Annotated in this window: 10 protein-coding genes; 9 read left to right on the plus strand and 1 reads right to left on the minus strand. The window is 44.7% G+C overall.

The window, feature by feature from the left end; translation table 11 throughout:
• The first annotated feature begins 12 nt into the window (after nt 1-12).
• The 7 genes from HWX64_RS08025 to pyrE are packed head-to-tail and all read left to right on the plus strand — an operon-like array spanning nt 13 to nt 8,605.
• Nucleotides 13-1,299: a dihydroorotase gene (locus HWX64_RS08025; protein ID WP_175988876.1), complete on the plus strand. Its 1,287-nt coding sequence runs from the start codon at nt 13-15 to the stop codon at nt 1,297-1,299.
• The gene (locus tag HWX64_RS08030) at nt 1,296-2,387 is read left to right on the plus strand and encodes a carbamoyl phosphate synthase small subunit (RefSeq protein WP_175988878.1); all 1,092 of its coding nucleotides are present in this window, start codon (nt 1,296-1,298) and stop codon (nt 2,385-2,387) included. Before HWX64_RS08025 ends, HWX64_RS08030 begins: the two co-directional genes overlap by 4 nt.
• Nucleotides 2,380-5,592, plus strand: coding sequence for a carbamoyl-phosphate synthase large subunit (gene carB / locus HWX64_RS08035; RefSeq protein ID WP_175988880.1), 3,213 nt, complete (start codon nt 2,380-2,382; stop codon nt 5,590-5,592). Before HWX64_RS08030 ends, carB begins: the two co-directional genes overlap by 8 nt.
• Nucleotides 5,589-6,365: a dihydroorotate dehydrogenase electron transfer subunit gene (locus tag HWX64_RS08040; protein WP_175988882.1), complete on the plus strand. Its 777-nt coding sequence runs from the start codon at nt 5,589-5,591 to the stop codon at nt 6,363-6,365. The genes carB and HWX64_RS08040 overlap by 4 nt, the downstream gene beginning before the upstream one ends.
• Nucleotides 6,362-7,303, plus strand: coding sequence for a dihydroorotate dehydrogenase (locus HWX64_RS08045; protein WP_175988884.1), 942 nt, complete (start codon nt 6,362-6,364; stop codon nt 7,301-7,303). Before HWX64_RS08040 ends, HWX64_RS08045 begins: the two co-directional genes overlap by 4 nt.
• Nucleotides 7,275-7,985 (plus strand): orotidine-5'-phosphate decarboxylase, encoded by a 711-nt coding sequence (gene pyrF, locus HWX64_RS08050; RefSeq protein ID WP_175988886.1) that lies wholly within the window; start codon nt 7,275-7,277, stop codon nt 7,983-7,985. The genes HWX64_RS08045 and pyrF overlap by 29 nt, the downstream gene beginning before the upstream one ends.
• The gene (gene pyrE / locus HWX64_RS08055; RefSeq protein WP_175988888.1) at nt 7,982-8,605 is read left to right on the plus strand and encodes an orotate phosphoribosyltransferase; all 624 of its coding nucleotides are present in this window, start codon (nt 7,982-7,984) and stop codon (nt 8,603-8,605) included. The genes pyrF and pyrE overlap by 4 nt, the downstream gene beginning before the upstream one ends.
• A gap of 46 nt (nt 8,606-8,651) precedes the next feature.
• On the opposite strand, the gene HWX64_RS08060 is transcribed toward pyrE, so the two are convergent.
• Nucleotides 8,652-10,355: an NFACT RNA binding domain-containing protein gene (locus tag HWX64_RS08060; RefSeq protein ID WP_175988890.1), complete on the minus strand. Its 1,704-nt coding sequence runs from the start codon at nt 10,353-10,355 to the stop codon at nt 8,652-8,654.
• A 484-nt stretch (nt 10,356-10,839) separates the two neighbouring features.
• On the opposite strand from HWX64_RS08060, the gene HWX64_RS08065 reads away from it, so the two are divergent.
• Complete coding sequence (locus HWX64_RS08065; protein WP_175988891.1) at nt 10,840-13,518, plus strand: cation-translocating P-type ATPase; 2,679 nt, start codon at nt 10,840-10,842, stop codon at nt 13,516-13,518.
• Between the two features lie 183 nt (nt 13,519-13,701).
• Nucleotides 13,702-14,577 carry a YicC/YloC family endoribonuclease gene (locus HWX64_RS08070; RefSeq protein ID WP_175988894.1) on the plus strand — a complete coding sequence of 292 codons (876 nt, stop codon included), beginning with the start codon at nt 13,702-13,704 and terminating at the stop codon, nt 14,575-14,577.
• Nucleotides 14,578-14,605: the final 28 nt, after the last annotated feature.

The following is a 14,605-nucleotide window of genomic DNA, read 5'->3' on the forward strand; positions in this document are numbered from 1 at the left end:
GGGGAATGACAAATGAACTGGTTAATCCGAAATGCAAGTATCATAAAAGAGAACGGTGAACTTGAGAAAATTGATATAAAGCTCCAAGGAAATAAAATCTCCGCAATGGGTGCAAAGCTTGACAGCAGCGAACATCAAGAATTCCAAGCGGAAGGTTTGTTGATCTCCCCGGGGTTCGTCGACCTGCATGTTCATTTGAGAGAACCTGGCGGCGAACATAAAGAAACGATAAAAACGGGAACGAGAGCGGCGGCAAGGGGAGGGTTCACGACAATTGCAGCAATGCCGAATACGAGGCCTGTACCCGATTCAGAAGAAACATTGAGATCCCTGAATGAGAGGATCGCAGAAACAGCCAGCATCCGGGTCTTGCCCTACGCAGCGATTACTGAACGGCAGACAGGTAAGAAGTTGAATGACTTATCATCCTTAAAAGGAAATGGGGCATTTGCTTTTACGGATGACGGTGTAGGGGTTCAATCGGCAGGGATAATGCTGAAAGCGATGAAAAAGGCTGCAAGCATCGGTGCATCGATTGTCGCTCACTGTGAAGAAAATACATTAATCAACAAAGGAGCGGTGCACCAAGGGGAATTTTCAAGGAAACACGAAATCGCTGGAATCCCATCTGTATGCGAAGCCGTACATATCGCAAGGGATGTGCTGCTGGCTGAAGCAGCGGGCGTTCATTACCATGTATGTCATATTTCAACGAAAGAGTCAGTAAGGGTGGTAAGGGATGCAAAGAGAGCTGGAATCAACGTCACTGCAGAAGTAACACCTCATCACCTTCTACTATGTGAAGACGATATTCCGGGTCTGGATCCAAACTTTAAGATGAATCCCCCGCTTAGAAGCAAAGAAGATCAACAGGCTTTGATCGAAGGATTAATGGAAGGGACGATTGATTTTATCGCTACAGATCATGCACCGCATACAGAAGCTGAAAAATCAGAAGGGATGCAGCTGGCCCCTTTCGGGATCGTCGGTCTTGAAACAGCATTCCCGCTGCTATATACAAACTTTGTAGCTAAAGGAATTTTTACTCTTAAGCAGTTAGTCGAGTGGATGACGATTAAACCGAGTTCGGCATTCAATCTTCCATTTGGGCGCCTGGAAGTGGGTGGAGAGGCTGATTTTACACTAATCGATTTATCAAAACAAAAGGCCGTTGATCCCGCTGAATTTTTATCCAAAGGAAAAAATACTCCTTTCAAAGGATGGGAGTGCAAAGGCTGGCCTGAAGCGACTTTTTATCAAGGATCCCTTGTATGGGAAAAAGGAGGAAATGAAGAATGAAAAGACAACTCATTTTAGACGATGGAACAGTATTCATTGGGGAAGGTTTTGGAGCAAATGAAGAAACGATCGGGGAAGTTGTATTTAATACAAGCATGACAGGCTATCAGGAAATTCTTTCAGACCCCTCCTATTGTGGACAGTTGGTTACAATGACGTATCCCTTGGTAGGAAACTACGGCATCAATCGGGACGACTTTGAATCCATCACTCCAGCCATCAAGGCATTCATCGTAAGGGAAGCGGCTGACTTCCCGTCGAACTGGAGAAATGAATCAACGCTGGATGAGTTATTGAAAGTGAAAGGCATTCCAGGAATTGCCGGTATCGATACAAGAAAACTGACTCGGATCATCAGGAAGCATGGAGCAATGAAAGGAATCGTTTGTTCAGCCGAATCGGACACAGAAGAGATGCTTGTAAAGTTACATGAAACATCCTTGAGAAGAGATCAAGTTAAACAAGTATCAACAAAAACGGCTTATGCGAGTCCGGGAAGAGGATTCAGGGTTATCCTGATGGATTTTGGCATGAAACACGGAATCCTGAGGGAACTCAATAAACGTGATTGCGACGTTGTTGTAGTCCCTCATGATACTTCAGCAGAAGAAATCCGCAGGCTTCAGCCGGACGGCATCATGCTGTCGAATGGACCTGGAGACCCGAAAGACGTACCTCATGCAATTGAAACGATCAGGGAGTTGATTGGTGAAATACCGCTATTCGGAATCTGCCTGGGCCATCAATTATTCGCACTTGCTTGCGGAGGGGATTCATTCAAGATGAAGTTCGGCCATCGCGGCGGCAATCATCCGGTGAAAGACTTGATCACGGGAAAAATAGCATTGACTTCACAAAACCACGGATATGCAGTCGAAGAAAAATCACTCGCAGGAACCAGAGTGGAAGTCACTCATATCGCAATCAATGACGATACAGTTGAAGGTTTGAAACACCTTGATTATCCTGCATTCACGGTTCAATATCATCCGGAAGCCTCACCGGGGCCGGAGGATTCAAATTACTTATTCGATCATTTCATGAAACTAATGGAAGATGAGAAAAGAAAGGAGCTTCAACATGCCTAAACGTACAGACATTAAAAGCATTTTAGTAATCGGAAGCGGACCAATCATCATAGGACAGGCAGCGGAATTCGACTATGCAGGGACCCAGGCCTGTATAGCCCTTAAAGAAGAGGGGTACCGTGTCATACTGGTCAATTCCAACCCGGCAACGATCATGACAGACGCTGAAATGGCTGACAAAGTTTACATTGAGCCGCTGACACTCGAATTTGTGAGCAGGATCATCCGTAAGGAACGCCCGGATGCCGTCCTTCCTACACTTGGGGGACAGACCGGCTTGAACCTGGCTGTTGAGCTTTCAAAATCTGGAGTATTAGATGAATGCGGCGTTGAAATACTCGGAACTAAACTATCTGCCATTGAAAAAGCCGAAGACCGTGATTTATTTAGAAATCTTATGAATGAACTTCATGAGCCGGTACCAGAAAGCGAGATTATCCGAAGTGTAGAGGAGGCATTTCATTTTGTCGATGGAGTCGGCTTCCCGGTCATTGTAAGACCAGCTTACACACTCGGAGGGACTGGCGGCGGAATCTGCCATAATGAAGAAGAGTTGATTGAAATCGTAAGCTCCGGCTTAAAATACAGCCCTGTGACACAGTGTCTTCTTGAGAAGAGTATCGCAGGTTTTAAAGAAATAGAATACGAGGTTATGAGGGATGGAGCCGACAATGCGATTGTTGTGTGTAACATGGAAAACATCGATCCTGTAGGAATCCATACTGGGGATTCTATCGTGGTGGCACCGAGTCAGACCTTAAGTGACAGGGAATATCAAATGCTCAGGAACACAAGCCTTAAGATCATCCGTGAACTGGGTATTGAAGGAGGCTGCAACGTTCAGCTCGCACTGGATCCCGACAGTTTCCAGTATTACATCATTGAAGTGAATCCGCGTGTGAGCCGTTCATCGGCACTTGCTTCAAAAGCAACCGGTTATCCGATTGCCAAGCTTGCAGCGAAGATCGCTGTAGGTCTTACATTGGATGAAATGAGGAATCCGGTCACTGGAAAAACATACGCCGCCTTCGAACCGGCGCTTGATTATGTGGTAACTAAGATCCCGCGCTGGCCATTTGACAAGTTTGAAGCAGCCAAACGGAATCTTGGCACCCAGATGAAAGCAACCGGTGAAGTGATGGCGATCGGCAGAACTTTTGAGGAATCATTGTTAAAAGCCATCCGCTCATTAGAAAGCAATACGTATCACATGGAGTTAAGCGATGCGGAGCAAATGACCGATCAGTGGATTGAGAAAAGGATCCGTAAAGCTGGTGATGAACGTCTCTTCTATGTAGGTGAAGCACTCAGGAGGGGAGTGAAGATCGAAACCATTCACGAATGGAGTAAGATTGACCTCTTCTTCTTATATAAGATGAATAGAATTGTAGAGTTTGAAAAGGAATTAAGTGATTTGCCATTCCATGTTGAACTGGCTCTAAAAGCAAAACGTATGGGCTTCTCTGATATCACTTTAGCAAAACTTTGGGGCAGTACGGAAAATGAAGTCTATCAGTGGAGAAAAGAAAACAGCCTTCTTCCGGTGTATAAAATGGTCGATACCTGTGCAGCCGAGTTTGAATCTGAAACACCATACTTCTATGGGACGTACGAGGATGAAAACGAATCTAAAGTCACAGATAGAGAAAGTGTCATCGTTCTTGGCTCAGGACCGATCCGAATCGGTCAGGGCGTGGAATTTGATTACGCAACCGTCCATTCTGTATGGGCAATTAAAGAAGCAGGATATGAAGCGATTATCATAAATAACAACCCTGAAACGGTATCAACGGACTTCAGTATTTCAGATAAGTTATACTTTGAGCCGCTTACGGTTGAGGATGTCATGCACATCATTGATTTAGAGAAACCTAAAGGGGTTGTGGTCCAATTTGGAGGACAGACGGCGATTAACCTGGCAGAGGAATTGGTGAGAAGGGGTGTCACGATTCTTGGAACTTCACTTGAAGATCTCGACCGTGCTGAGAACCGGGACAAATTCGAATATACACTTAACCAATTAGGGATTCCCCAGCCAGAAGGAAAAACCGCAGTTTCTGTAGAAGGAGCACTTGAAATCGCAGAATCCATCGGGTATCCGGTACTGGTCAGACCTTCTTATGTACTCGGCGGAAGGGCAATGGAGATTGTATATAGGAGAGAAGAGCTCCTTCACTATATGAAAAACGCAGTAAAGGTTAATCCGCAGCATCCTGTACTGATCGACAGATACCTGATCGGGAAAGAGATTGAAGTGGATGCGATTTCAGACGGAGTCGATGTCGTTGTACCAGGAATCATGGAGCATATCGAACGGGCAGGCGTCCATTCAGGGGATTCCATTGCAGTGTACCCCCCGCAGCAGTTGACACAGGAACAAAAAGAAACATTAGTGGATTACACTACCCGATTGGCAAAAGGGTTGAATATTGTCGGCCTGCTTAACATTCAATATGTCATATCAAAAGGGGAAATCTTTGTTCTCGAAGTGAATCCGCGCTCAAGCAGAACGGTGCCATTCATAAGTAAAATCACGAATGTGCCGATGGCCAATATGGCAACGAAATCAATCCTGGGAATTTCTTTGAAGGAGCAGGGGTACGAATCAGGTTTGATTCCAGAAAAGCAAGGAGTTTTTGTCAAGGTGCCGGTATTCTCTTTTGCAAAGCTTAGAAGGGTCGACATCACATTGGGTCCTGAAATGAAATCCACCGGGGAAGTCATGGGGAAAGACTCTACTTTAGAGAAAGCACTTTACAAAGGAATGGTCGCGGCAGGAATGGAAATGAAGGAGCATGGATCCGTCCTGATGACAGTGGCAGATAAAGATAAGGAAGAAGCGGTGTTATTAGCGAAACGCTTCGTGAATATCGGCTATCAGATCCTTGCCACGAAGGGGACCGCTCAGCATTTGATGAAAGCAGGTGTCGGTGTTAAAGAAGTCGATAAGATCGGTGCTGAGGGTCCGACACTGCTTGACCTCATTCAAAGCGGAGAGACGCAGCTTGTCATCAACACCCTTACTAAAGGAAAGCAGCCGGCCAGGGACGGTTTCAGGATCCGAAGAGAATCAGTGGAAAATGGAGTCCCATGCCTAACTTCTTTAGATACGGCAGAAGCGATCTTGCGGGTGATCGAATCCATAACCTTCTCGGCAGAGGCACTGCCAGCGTCGCCGGAGAAAAGAAAGGCGGTTCATCAATGATCGTAAACGACCAGATGACGGTGGTTTCCCATGAACAGATTGCAAAGAACATCTTTGAATTGGTCCTGAAAGGGGAATTGGTGAATCAAATAAAGGCCCCTGGACAGTTTGTCCATGTGAAAGTCGGGACCGGGATCGACCCTCTGTTAAGGAGGCCGATCTCCATTGCAGCACACAATCAAGAAGAGCAAAGCATGACGTTGATTTACCGTGCTGAAGGCAAGGGGACGAAACTTCTTTCCCTCGTCGATATAGGGGAAACAGTTGATATTCTGGGCCCTCTTGGAAATGGATTCACTGTGGAAGAGGGGGAAAGCAAAACCGCATTATTGGTAGGCGGGGGAATCGGTGTTCCTCCCCTATACGGTCTTTCCAAGAGTTTAATCGCTAAAGGCTGGGAAGTAAAACATATCCTGGGCTTTCAAGACCGGTCTGTCAGCTTTTATAAAGAACGATTTGAGGAACTGGGTGAAACGTTTATTGCCACAGTGGATGGATCACTCGGGACAAAAGGGTTTGTCACCGATGTCATTCAGAAGGAAGCACCCGGTTTTGATGAGTATTTTTCTTGCGGTCCGACACCGATGCTAAAAGCCTTACAATCCAGATTAGAGATGAAAAGCGGTTTCATTTCTTTAGAGGAGAGAATGGGCTGCGGAATCGGCGCATGCTTTGCATGCGTATGTCATAAACAGGACGATCCTGATGGTTACAGTTATGTGAAAGTATGCAGTGACGGCCCAGTATTTCCGGCAGGGGTGGTGCAATTATGAGAAGGTTGGAAATTGAATTACCAGGATTATCGCTGAAAAACCCAGTCATGCCGGCTTCAGGCTGTTTTGGGTTTGGACGCGAATACAGTCAATTCTATGATTTAAGTGAACTTGGCGCAATCATGATAAAGGCGACAACCGAAGAACCGCGCTTCGGGAACCCCACTCCTCGTGTAGCGGAAACAAACGGGGGGATGTTAAATGCAATCGGGCTTCAAAACCCGGGGCTTAAAGGGGTTATGGACAATGAACTTCCATGGCTCTCCCAGTTTGATGTCCCAATCATTGCCAATGTGGCCGGTTCAAAAATGGAAGATTATGTTGAAGTCGCAAAGGAAATCTCAACAGTATCCAATGTAAAAGCACTGGAACTAAACATATCATGCCCGAATGTTAAAACGGGCGGAATCGCATTTGGGACCATTCCGGCAGTGGCAAAGGAACTGACGAAAAGAGTCAAAGAGGTGTCGGAGGTCCCGCTATATGTAAAGCTTTCACCGAATGTCTCCAATATTGTTGAAATGGCCAAGGCGGTTGAGGCAGGCGGAGCGGACGGTTTAACGATGATCAATACTCTCCTTGGAATGAGACTGGATATCAAAACCGCCAAGCCCGTACTGGCCAATAAAACAGGCGGTTTATCCGGACCTGCGATCAAGCCGGTTGCCATCAGGATGATCTATGAAGTAAGCCAGGCAGTCGACCTCCCAATTATAGGGATGGGCGGCATTCAGACAGCCGAAGACGTCATTGAATATTTTTATGCAGGTGCGAGTGCAGTGGCAGTCGGGACAGCTAACTTCGTCGATCCTTTTGTATGTCAGCGGATCATTAACGAACTTCCTGCATTACTCGATGAACTTGGAGTGGATCAAATCTCCGAACTTATTGGAAGGAGCTGGGGTAAGCATGAATCAAAAACCATTTATAGCTCTTGATTTTCCATCGTGGGAAGATACGTCTTCATTTCTGGAATTATTCGATGAGAGTTTGAATGTGAAAGTTGGTATGGAATTATATCTTCAAAACGGGCCATGCATCATAGAAAAACTATTGAAGGATAATCACCGTATATTCCTTGATTTGAAACTCCATGATATCCCCAACACCGTTTATGGGGCAATGAAGGGTCTTGCCCAATATGACCTGGAACTTCTCAATGTGCATGCCGCAGGGGGCACTGCAATGATGGAAAAGGCTTTGGAAGGCCTTCATGCTGGGAGACCGGCAAATCAAAATCCCACAAAACTGATAGCAGTGACCCAATTAACATCCACTTCCGAAAAGCAGATGAGGGATGAACAGCTGATTGCTCGATCAATTAATGATTCAGTCTTGCATTATGCAAGTCTCGCAAAACAGTCAGGGCTCGATGGAGTGGTATGTTCACCTCATGAAGCAATGCTGATCAGGGAACATTGCGGGAAGGATTTTTTGAGGGTTACCCCAGGGATCAGATTATCTGACGAGGATAAGGGGGATCAGCAAAGAATTACAACCCCTGAAAAAGCGAGGGAAATGGGGTCTTCATTAATCGTAGTCGGAAGAAGCATCACCCAAGCAGAAAATCCACAACTCGCTTATGAACAAGTTGTAAAAAAATGGGAGGGTTTGAAATGAAAATAGAAATTGCCAATAAACTATTAGACATCGAAGCTGTCTTTTTAAATCCTGCAGAGCCTTTTACATGGTCATCGGGGATTAAGTCGCCGATTTATTGTGATAACCGTTTAACCATGTCCTATCCATCGTTGAGAAATGAAATTTCAAGCGGACTTTCAGAGATAATAAAAGATCGCTTTCCCGAAGCAGAAGTGATAGCCGGTACAGCTACAGCAGGTATTCCGCATGCAGCCTGGGTAAGTGAAAAACTGAACCTCCCGATGTGTTATGTCCGATCCAAAGCGAAGGCACATGGAAAAGGTAATCAAATTGAAGGTAAAGTCACTGCCCGCCAAAAAGTAGTGGTGGTAGAGGACCTGATTTCTACAGGCGGCAGCTGCATCACTGCAGTTGAAGCATTAAGGGAAGCAGGGTGTGAGGTATTGGGGGTAGCTGCCATCTTCACTTATGAACTTGAAAAAGGCAAAGCAATGCTCGAAGAACATAACATCAATGCTCATGCATTATCGGATTACTCCAGTTTACTTCAAGTAGCACTCAAACGTTCAATCATCAAGGAAGAAGAGCTGGAAAATTTGAATGCTTGGAAAGAAAATCCCGAAGCATGGGGGAATTAACCCAAAAAAGCACTTTTACCAGGAAATCGGTAAAAGTGCTTTTTTATCAATCCTTTAATGAACGTACAAGGTCCAAGTCAGGAGTAACATAAACCGTCTGCTGCCCTTCATAAATGACAAACCCGGGCTTTGCTCCTTTTGGCTTCTTAACTTGTCTGACGGCGGTGAAATCGACTGGAACCGAACTGGATTCCCGGGCTTTGCTGAAATATGCAGCGATATTTGCTGCTTCTTTAATGGTTTGTTCGGATGGGTCGTTACTTTTGATCACCACATGAGACCCTGGTATATCTTTGGTGTGCAGCCAGATGTCATCCCTGCCTGCCGCTTTATTTGTTAAATAATCATTTTGCTTGTTATTCTTTCCTACCAAGATTGGAGTTCCGTCACTTGAAGTATAGCTTTCAAGTACAGGTTTCCCATTTGATTTCTTCTTTTTCGTCTGCTTACGCACCCTCAGGTAGCCTTCTTCCTCTAACTCTTCCCGTATTTCCTCCACGTCCTTTGTGGATGCTGATTCAAGCTGCTGAAGCAGCCTCTCCAAATAAATGATTTCTTCACCTGCTTTTTCAATCTGCTCATTCACAATATCAACCGCATTTTTGGCCTTTTGATAACGGGAGAAATAAAGCTGAGCATTTTCCGAAGGCGATTTCTGGGGATTAAGAGGGATGGTGATGCTTTCCCCGTCCTCGTCATAGTAATTGACGACACTGACTTCAGTCATCCCTCGTTCCACTGCATACAGATTTGAAGTAAGAAGTTCGCCTAATAATTGAAAGCGGTCAGCCTGCTCGGCATCTTTCAATGTCAGTTTCAGCTTTTCAATCTTATTTACGTTTTTATCCCTTTCATTCCGGATAAACCGCTCCAGATCATTTCCTTGCTGCTTCACTCGGTCCCTTGCAGCTTTTTGATAGAAGAAACGATCCAGTAATTCACTTAATGAAGAAAAGACAAGCTTTTCTCCTTCCACATGCTCAAGGTCTGTCCAATAAAATACTTCTTTCTGCCCGATGGAAAGAGTAGGAGACACTTGATTCTCTTTTGATTTTCCTACTAAATCAAGGAAGGACTGAGCGATCGCCGACTGTGTACCGAGGCCAGCATGGTGAATGACCTCTTTGGCAAACAACGGAGATATACCGGCGAATGACTGCACGATTTGTTTATCCAATTTACCTGCATTGAAATCGAGCGCTCTCAGCACATCATCGCCCGTTGCGTCCAGTGGGTTTCTTTTGTCCTGCTGCGGAGGCATGACATACTCATGACCTGGTAAAACGGTACGGTGAGTATTCATGCTGGGAGAAATATGCTTGATACTGTCCAGGATCATGTTTCTTTCTTTATCGACTAAAATGATATTGCTGTGTCTTCCCATCACTTCAATGATCAGCTGCTTATAAGAAACATCACCTATTTCATTTCTTCCTTTAACTTCAAAAACAATCATCCGGTCGAGCCCCGATTGTTTGATATCTTCAATGATGTACCCTTCCAAATGCTTGCGAAGAAGCATGCAGAACATAGGAGGGACCGACGGGTTCTCGTAATCTTCTTTCGTAATCTGAACCCTTGAATAACTTGGGTGGGCGGATAGGAGAAGCTTATGATTCTTACCGTTCGCCCGCACGATCATAATGATCTCATTCTTATAAGGCTGATGAACCTTATTGATCCTTCCATTCACAACCTCATCCTTCAATTCCAACGTCATCGCTCTAGTAAACAATCCATCAAATGACATAACCAACATCCTCTTCAACATTACGTATTTTATATATTCTCTTGCATTTTGTTTATTTAGAAATGAAAAAATCATTTCGATAACCAAGTCTTTATGGAAATATCTGCTTCCATAAAACATATTTCTACTTATGATTCAATTATTTTTTTGCTTGTCTCTCTTAGTAATCATAAACCTTTTTGTTGATTTAGGGGCGTCACCAGCTGTTGGTTGGAGTGAAAGACGCAGACTCCTGCGGGAAAAGCGGGACAGGTGAGACCCCGCAGGAGCGCAGCGACGAGGAGGCTCACCGCCCGCCCGCGGAAAGCGAAGTCTTTCACGGAAACCAACAGCGGTATTTAGGCACTTGCTTAATAATAAATGATTAACCAAGACTAGCCTAAAATTCATATTTAAATCATATCATTTTTTAGGACGAGTCTGAATAAGAATGCTAAGAGAAGATCAACTTTTCGTTATCGTAGGAGGAGAGTGAATTGGTTGAATGAAATATCATGAGATGAGACAGGAAGATATAGAAAAGTCATTGAACACCGATTATACCAATGGATTGTCAGAAGAAGATGTATCTAAAAGAAGAAAACAATTCGGTTATAACCAGCTTGAAGAAGCAGAGAAACAATCAAATCTATTATTGTTCTTCAGCCAATTTAAAGACTTCATGGTGCTTGTGTTGCTCGCAGCCACACTCATTTCGGGACTGCTGGGTGAATATATTGATGCGGTCGCTATCATTGCCATCGTGCTTATTAATGGATTCCTCGGATTCTTCCAGGAAAGGAAAGCCGAAAAATCACTTCAGGCACTCAAAGAGCTGTCAGCTCCCCAAGTGACAGTATTGAGAGAGGGAAGCTGGGTGAAAGTCCTTTCCAGGGAAGTGATTGTAGGGGATATCATGCGCTTTGGAAGCGGTGACCGCATTGGAGCGGACGTCCGCTTGATCGATGCAAATAATTTAGAAATTGAAGAGTCAGCGTTGACCGGGGAATCCGTACCTGTATCGAAGTCCACCTCTCCAGTCGCGGGCGACCATATCAGTCTTGGAGATTTAGAGAATATGGCTTTTATGGGAACGATGGTCACAAGAGGGAATGGCGTCGGAGTTGTAACGGCAATTGGAATGAAGACCGCGATGGGGCAGATTGCCGACATGCTTCAAAAGGCGGAATCAATGGTCACCCCGTTACAAAGGAGACTGGAAGAATTAGGTAAAATACTGATAACAGTTGCGTTGATTCTCACAGCATTGGTTGTGGGAGTGGGCGTGATACAAGGGCATGATATCTATACCATGTTCCTGGCGGGTGTGTCACTGGCGGTAGCGGCCATTCCCGAGGGACTGCCAGCCATCGTGACAGTCGCTCTTTCACTCGGGGTACAGAGAATGATCAAAAAGAAAGCGATTGTAAGAAAGCTCCCAGCTGTGGAAACTCTGGGGTGCGCCTCTGTCATTTGCTCGGATAAAACCGGCACTCTCACTCAGAATAAAATGACTGTCACCCATCTCTGGAGCGGAGGCAGAAACTGGTCCGTGACGGGTACCGGGTATGAACCTGATGGGCAATTTTACAGTGGGGAGGAAAGGGTCTCACCTCACAATCAAAAAGCACTCAATCAATTACTCACATTTGGGATGCTGTGCAATCATGCAGAACTTGTCACCCGGGATGACAGCTTTGCAGTAGATGGTGATCCCACTGAAGGAGCTCTTCTGGTAGCAGGGATAAAAGCTGGGTTAAACCGGGAAGCTTTGTTACAAAAGTTTAAAATCGTAAAAGAGTTTCCATTTGATTCGACACGGAAGATGATGAGCGTCATCGTAATCGATCAAAATGGAAAACAATTTTCGGTAACGAAGGGTGCACCGGACGTGCTGGCAGCCAATAGTGAGTCAATCCTCTGGGATGACAAGCTGCAGTTCAAAACTGGTGATTTATCACAAAGGGTAGATAATGCAATCAGTGAAATGTCATCAAATGCACTGCGCAATATTGCTATAGGTTACAAGCCTTTGAATGGGGTGAAGGCTGAATCTTTGAGTGAAAAAGATGTGGAAGAAGGAATCACATTCATCGGACTTCAAGGAATGATCGATCCGCCAAGGCCGGAAGTAAAACAAGCTGTCAGGGAGTGTAAGGCTGCGGGCATCAAAACAGTCATGATCACAGGGGATCATCTGTTGACCGCTAAAGCCATCGCTGCTCAGTTAGGGATCTTAAAAAGAAATGACAAGGTGCTGGATGGAAAAGCGTTGAATGAAATGGATGTCGAAGAACTTCAGGAAGTCGTAGAAGATGTATCTGTATTCGCGCGCGTCTCTCCGGAGCATAAATTGAAAATTGTAAAGGCATTACAAAACAGGGGCCATGTCGTTGCGATGACAGGTGATGGGGTGAATGATGCCCCTGCGATCAAGTCAGCTGATATCGGAGTGGCGATGGGGATTACTGGTACTGATGTTGCCAAGGAATCGTCTTCCCTGGTCCTGCTCGATGATAATTTTGCAACGATCAAATCTGCCATTCAGGAAGGCCGCAATATATATGAAAACATCAGGAAATTCATCAGATATCTGCTTGCATCCAATGTAGGGGAGATCCTCGTCATGTTATTTGCGATGCTGCTGGCATTACCGCTTCCTCTTGTTCCCATTCAAATCCTTTGGGTCAATCTCGTCACAGACGGGCTTCCTGCCATGGCACTCGGACTTGATAAGCCTGAAGATGATGTGATGAAGAGAAAGCCGAGGAATATGAATGAAGGGGTATTTGCCAGAGGATTGGGTTGGAAAGTCGTTTCAAGGGGTTTCTTGATCGGGCTGGTTACATTGCTTGCGTTCATCCTTGCTTACAAAGCGCACCCTGATCATCTTGCTTATGCTCAAACCGTCGCCTTTGCTACATTAGTAATGGCACAATTGATCCATGTGTTCGACTGCCGGAGTGAAGTGTCGGTTTTCTCAAGGAATCCATTCGGGAATATGTATTTGGTCTGGGCCGTCATCTCGTCACTTGTCCTGATGCTTCTGGTCATTTACATTCCGTCCCTTCAGCCGATCTTCCACACGGTTCCAATAGAATTGAAGGATTGGATGTTGATCCTCGGTCTCAGCTCTTTGCCGACCTTTTTATTGGCAGGGTCATTTTTTGCAAGAAAAAAATAGTTAATTGTGGTATAATCCAAAAGGTAATAGAGTTTCGACCTCTATTACCTTTTTTCATATATTCCGAATGATCATCATCGGATTTTCCCGATGCTTTCAACACTGCTTGAAAGTTGGGGGCTTTTATACATAAATGAACAACATTACATACACTATTACACATACAGATAGGAAGTGATCGTAATGGTTGTCAGCATGACAGGCTTTGGAAGAAGTAAGCTGGATTCTGAACTACATACAATAACAGTCGAAATGAAATCGGTGAATCATCGATACCACGAATGTTATATCAGACTGCCGCGGCAGTTGCTGAAGCTTGAAGAAAAGATCAAAAAGCAGGTCTCTGAATTCATTAAAAGAGGGAAAGTGGATATTTTCATCACCATTAACGGAGATGGACTCGTTCACAGGAACCTGCATATTGACTGGAAGCTCATTCGAGATTATTATCAGTTAGTACATGAAGTAAAGAATAGTTTTTCATTGAAAGGTGACGTTGAGTTAAATCAACTATTATCAAGAGAAGAATTCATCACCATCGAAGAGATGGAAGAAGAAAACGAAGAACTTGAACAATTGGTACTGGACGCCGTTATCCTGGCTGCCAGGGAATTGAAGGAAATGAGGATGCAGGAAGGGAAGGCACTTGAAGAGGATCTCAATGCCCATCTGAATCATTTCGAGCAAAAAGTTTCTGAGTTAAACAGTTTTGCACCTAACGTTGTCACTGAATACAGGGAAAGACTGAAAAAGAAAATGTTGGAGTATAGCGAAGGGGCAATCGATGAACCCCGTTTGTTGAACGAAGTGGCCATCATGGCTGACAAATCCGATATAACGGAAGAATTGACCCGCTTGAAGAGTCATTTCCATTATTTTCACTCCACATTGAGTCTGAATGAACCCGTTGGCAGAAAACTTGATTTTTTGATTCAGGAGATGAACAGGGAAGTAAATACCATCGGTTCAAAAGCGAATGATTCAAACATCACGGCTTCCGTGGTAGAGTTGAAATCTACGCTTGAAAAGCTTCGGGAACAAGTACAAAATGTAGAATAAGAAGTTTAGTTTATTCGGAATACGGAGA

It is taken from the genome of Bacillus sp. Marseille-Q1617 (assembly GCF_903645295.1).
Taxonomy (GTDB): Bacteria; Bacillota; Bacilli; order Bacillales; family Bacillaceae_B; genus Rossellomorea.

What these genes read in the sequence shown, in the direction of transcription:
- HWX64_RS08025 (WP_175988876.1), top strand. Translation starts at nt 13, where the DNA reads ATGAACTGGTTAATCCGAAATGCAAGTATCATAAAAGAGAACGGTGAA.
- HWX64_RS08030 (WP_175988878.1), top strand. Translation starts at nt 1,296, where the DNA reads ATGAAAAGACAACTCATTTTAGACGATGGAACAGTATTCATTGGGGAA.
- carB (WP_175988880.1), top strand. Translation starts at nt 2,380, where the DNA reads ATGCCTAAACGTACAGACATTAAAAGCATTTTAGTAATCGGAAGCGGA.
- HWX64_RS08040 (WP_175988882.1), top strand. Translation starts at nt 5,589, where the DNA reads ATGATCGTAAACGACCAGATGACGGTGGTTTCCCATGAACAGATTGCA.
- HWX64_RS08045 (WP_175988884.1), top strand. Translation starts at nt 6,362, where the DNA reads ATGAGAAGGTTGGAAATTGAATTACCAGGATTATCGCTGAAAAACCCA.
- pyrF (WP_175988886.1), top strand. Translation starts at nt 7,275, where the DNA reads ATGAATCAAAAACCATTTATAGCTCTTGATTTTCCATCGTGGGAAGAT.
- pyrE (WP_175988888.1), top strand. Translation starts at nt 7,982, where the DNA reads ATGAAAATAGAAATTGCCAATAAACTATTAGACATCGAAGCTGTCTTT.
- HWX64_RS08060 (WP_175988890.1), bottom strand. Translation starts at nt 10,355, where the DNA reads ATGTCATTTGATGGATTGTTTACTAGAGCGATGACGTTGGAATTGAAG.
- HWX64_RS08065 (WP_175988891.1), top strand. Translation starts at nt 10,840, where the DNA reads ATGAAATATCATGAGATGAGACAGGAAGATATAGAAAAGTCATTGAAC.
- HWX64_RS08070 (WP_175988894.1), top strand. Translation starts at nt 13,702, where the DNA reads ATGGTTGTCAGCATGACAGGCTTTGGAAGAAGTAAGCTGGATTCTGAA.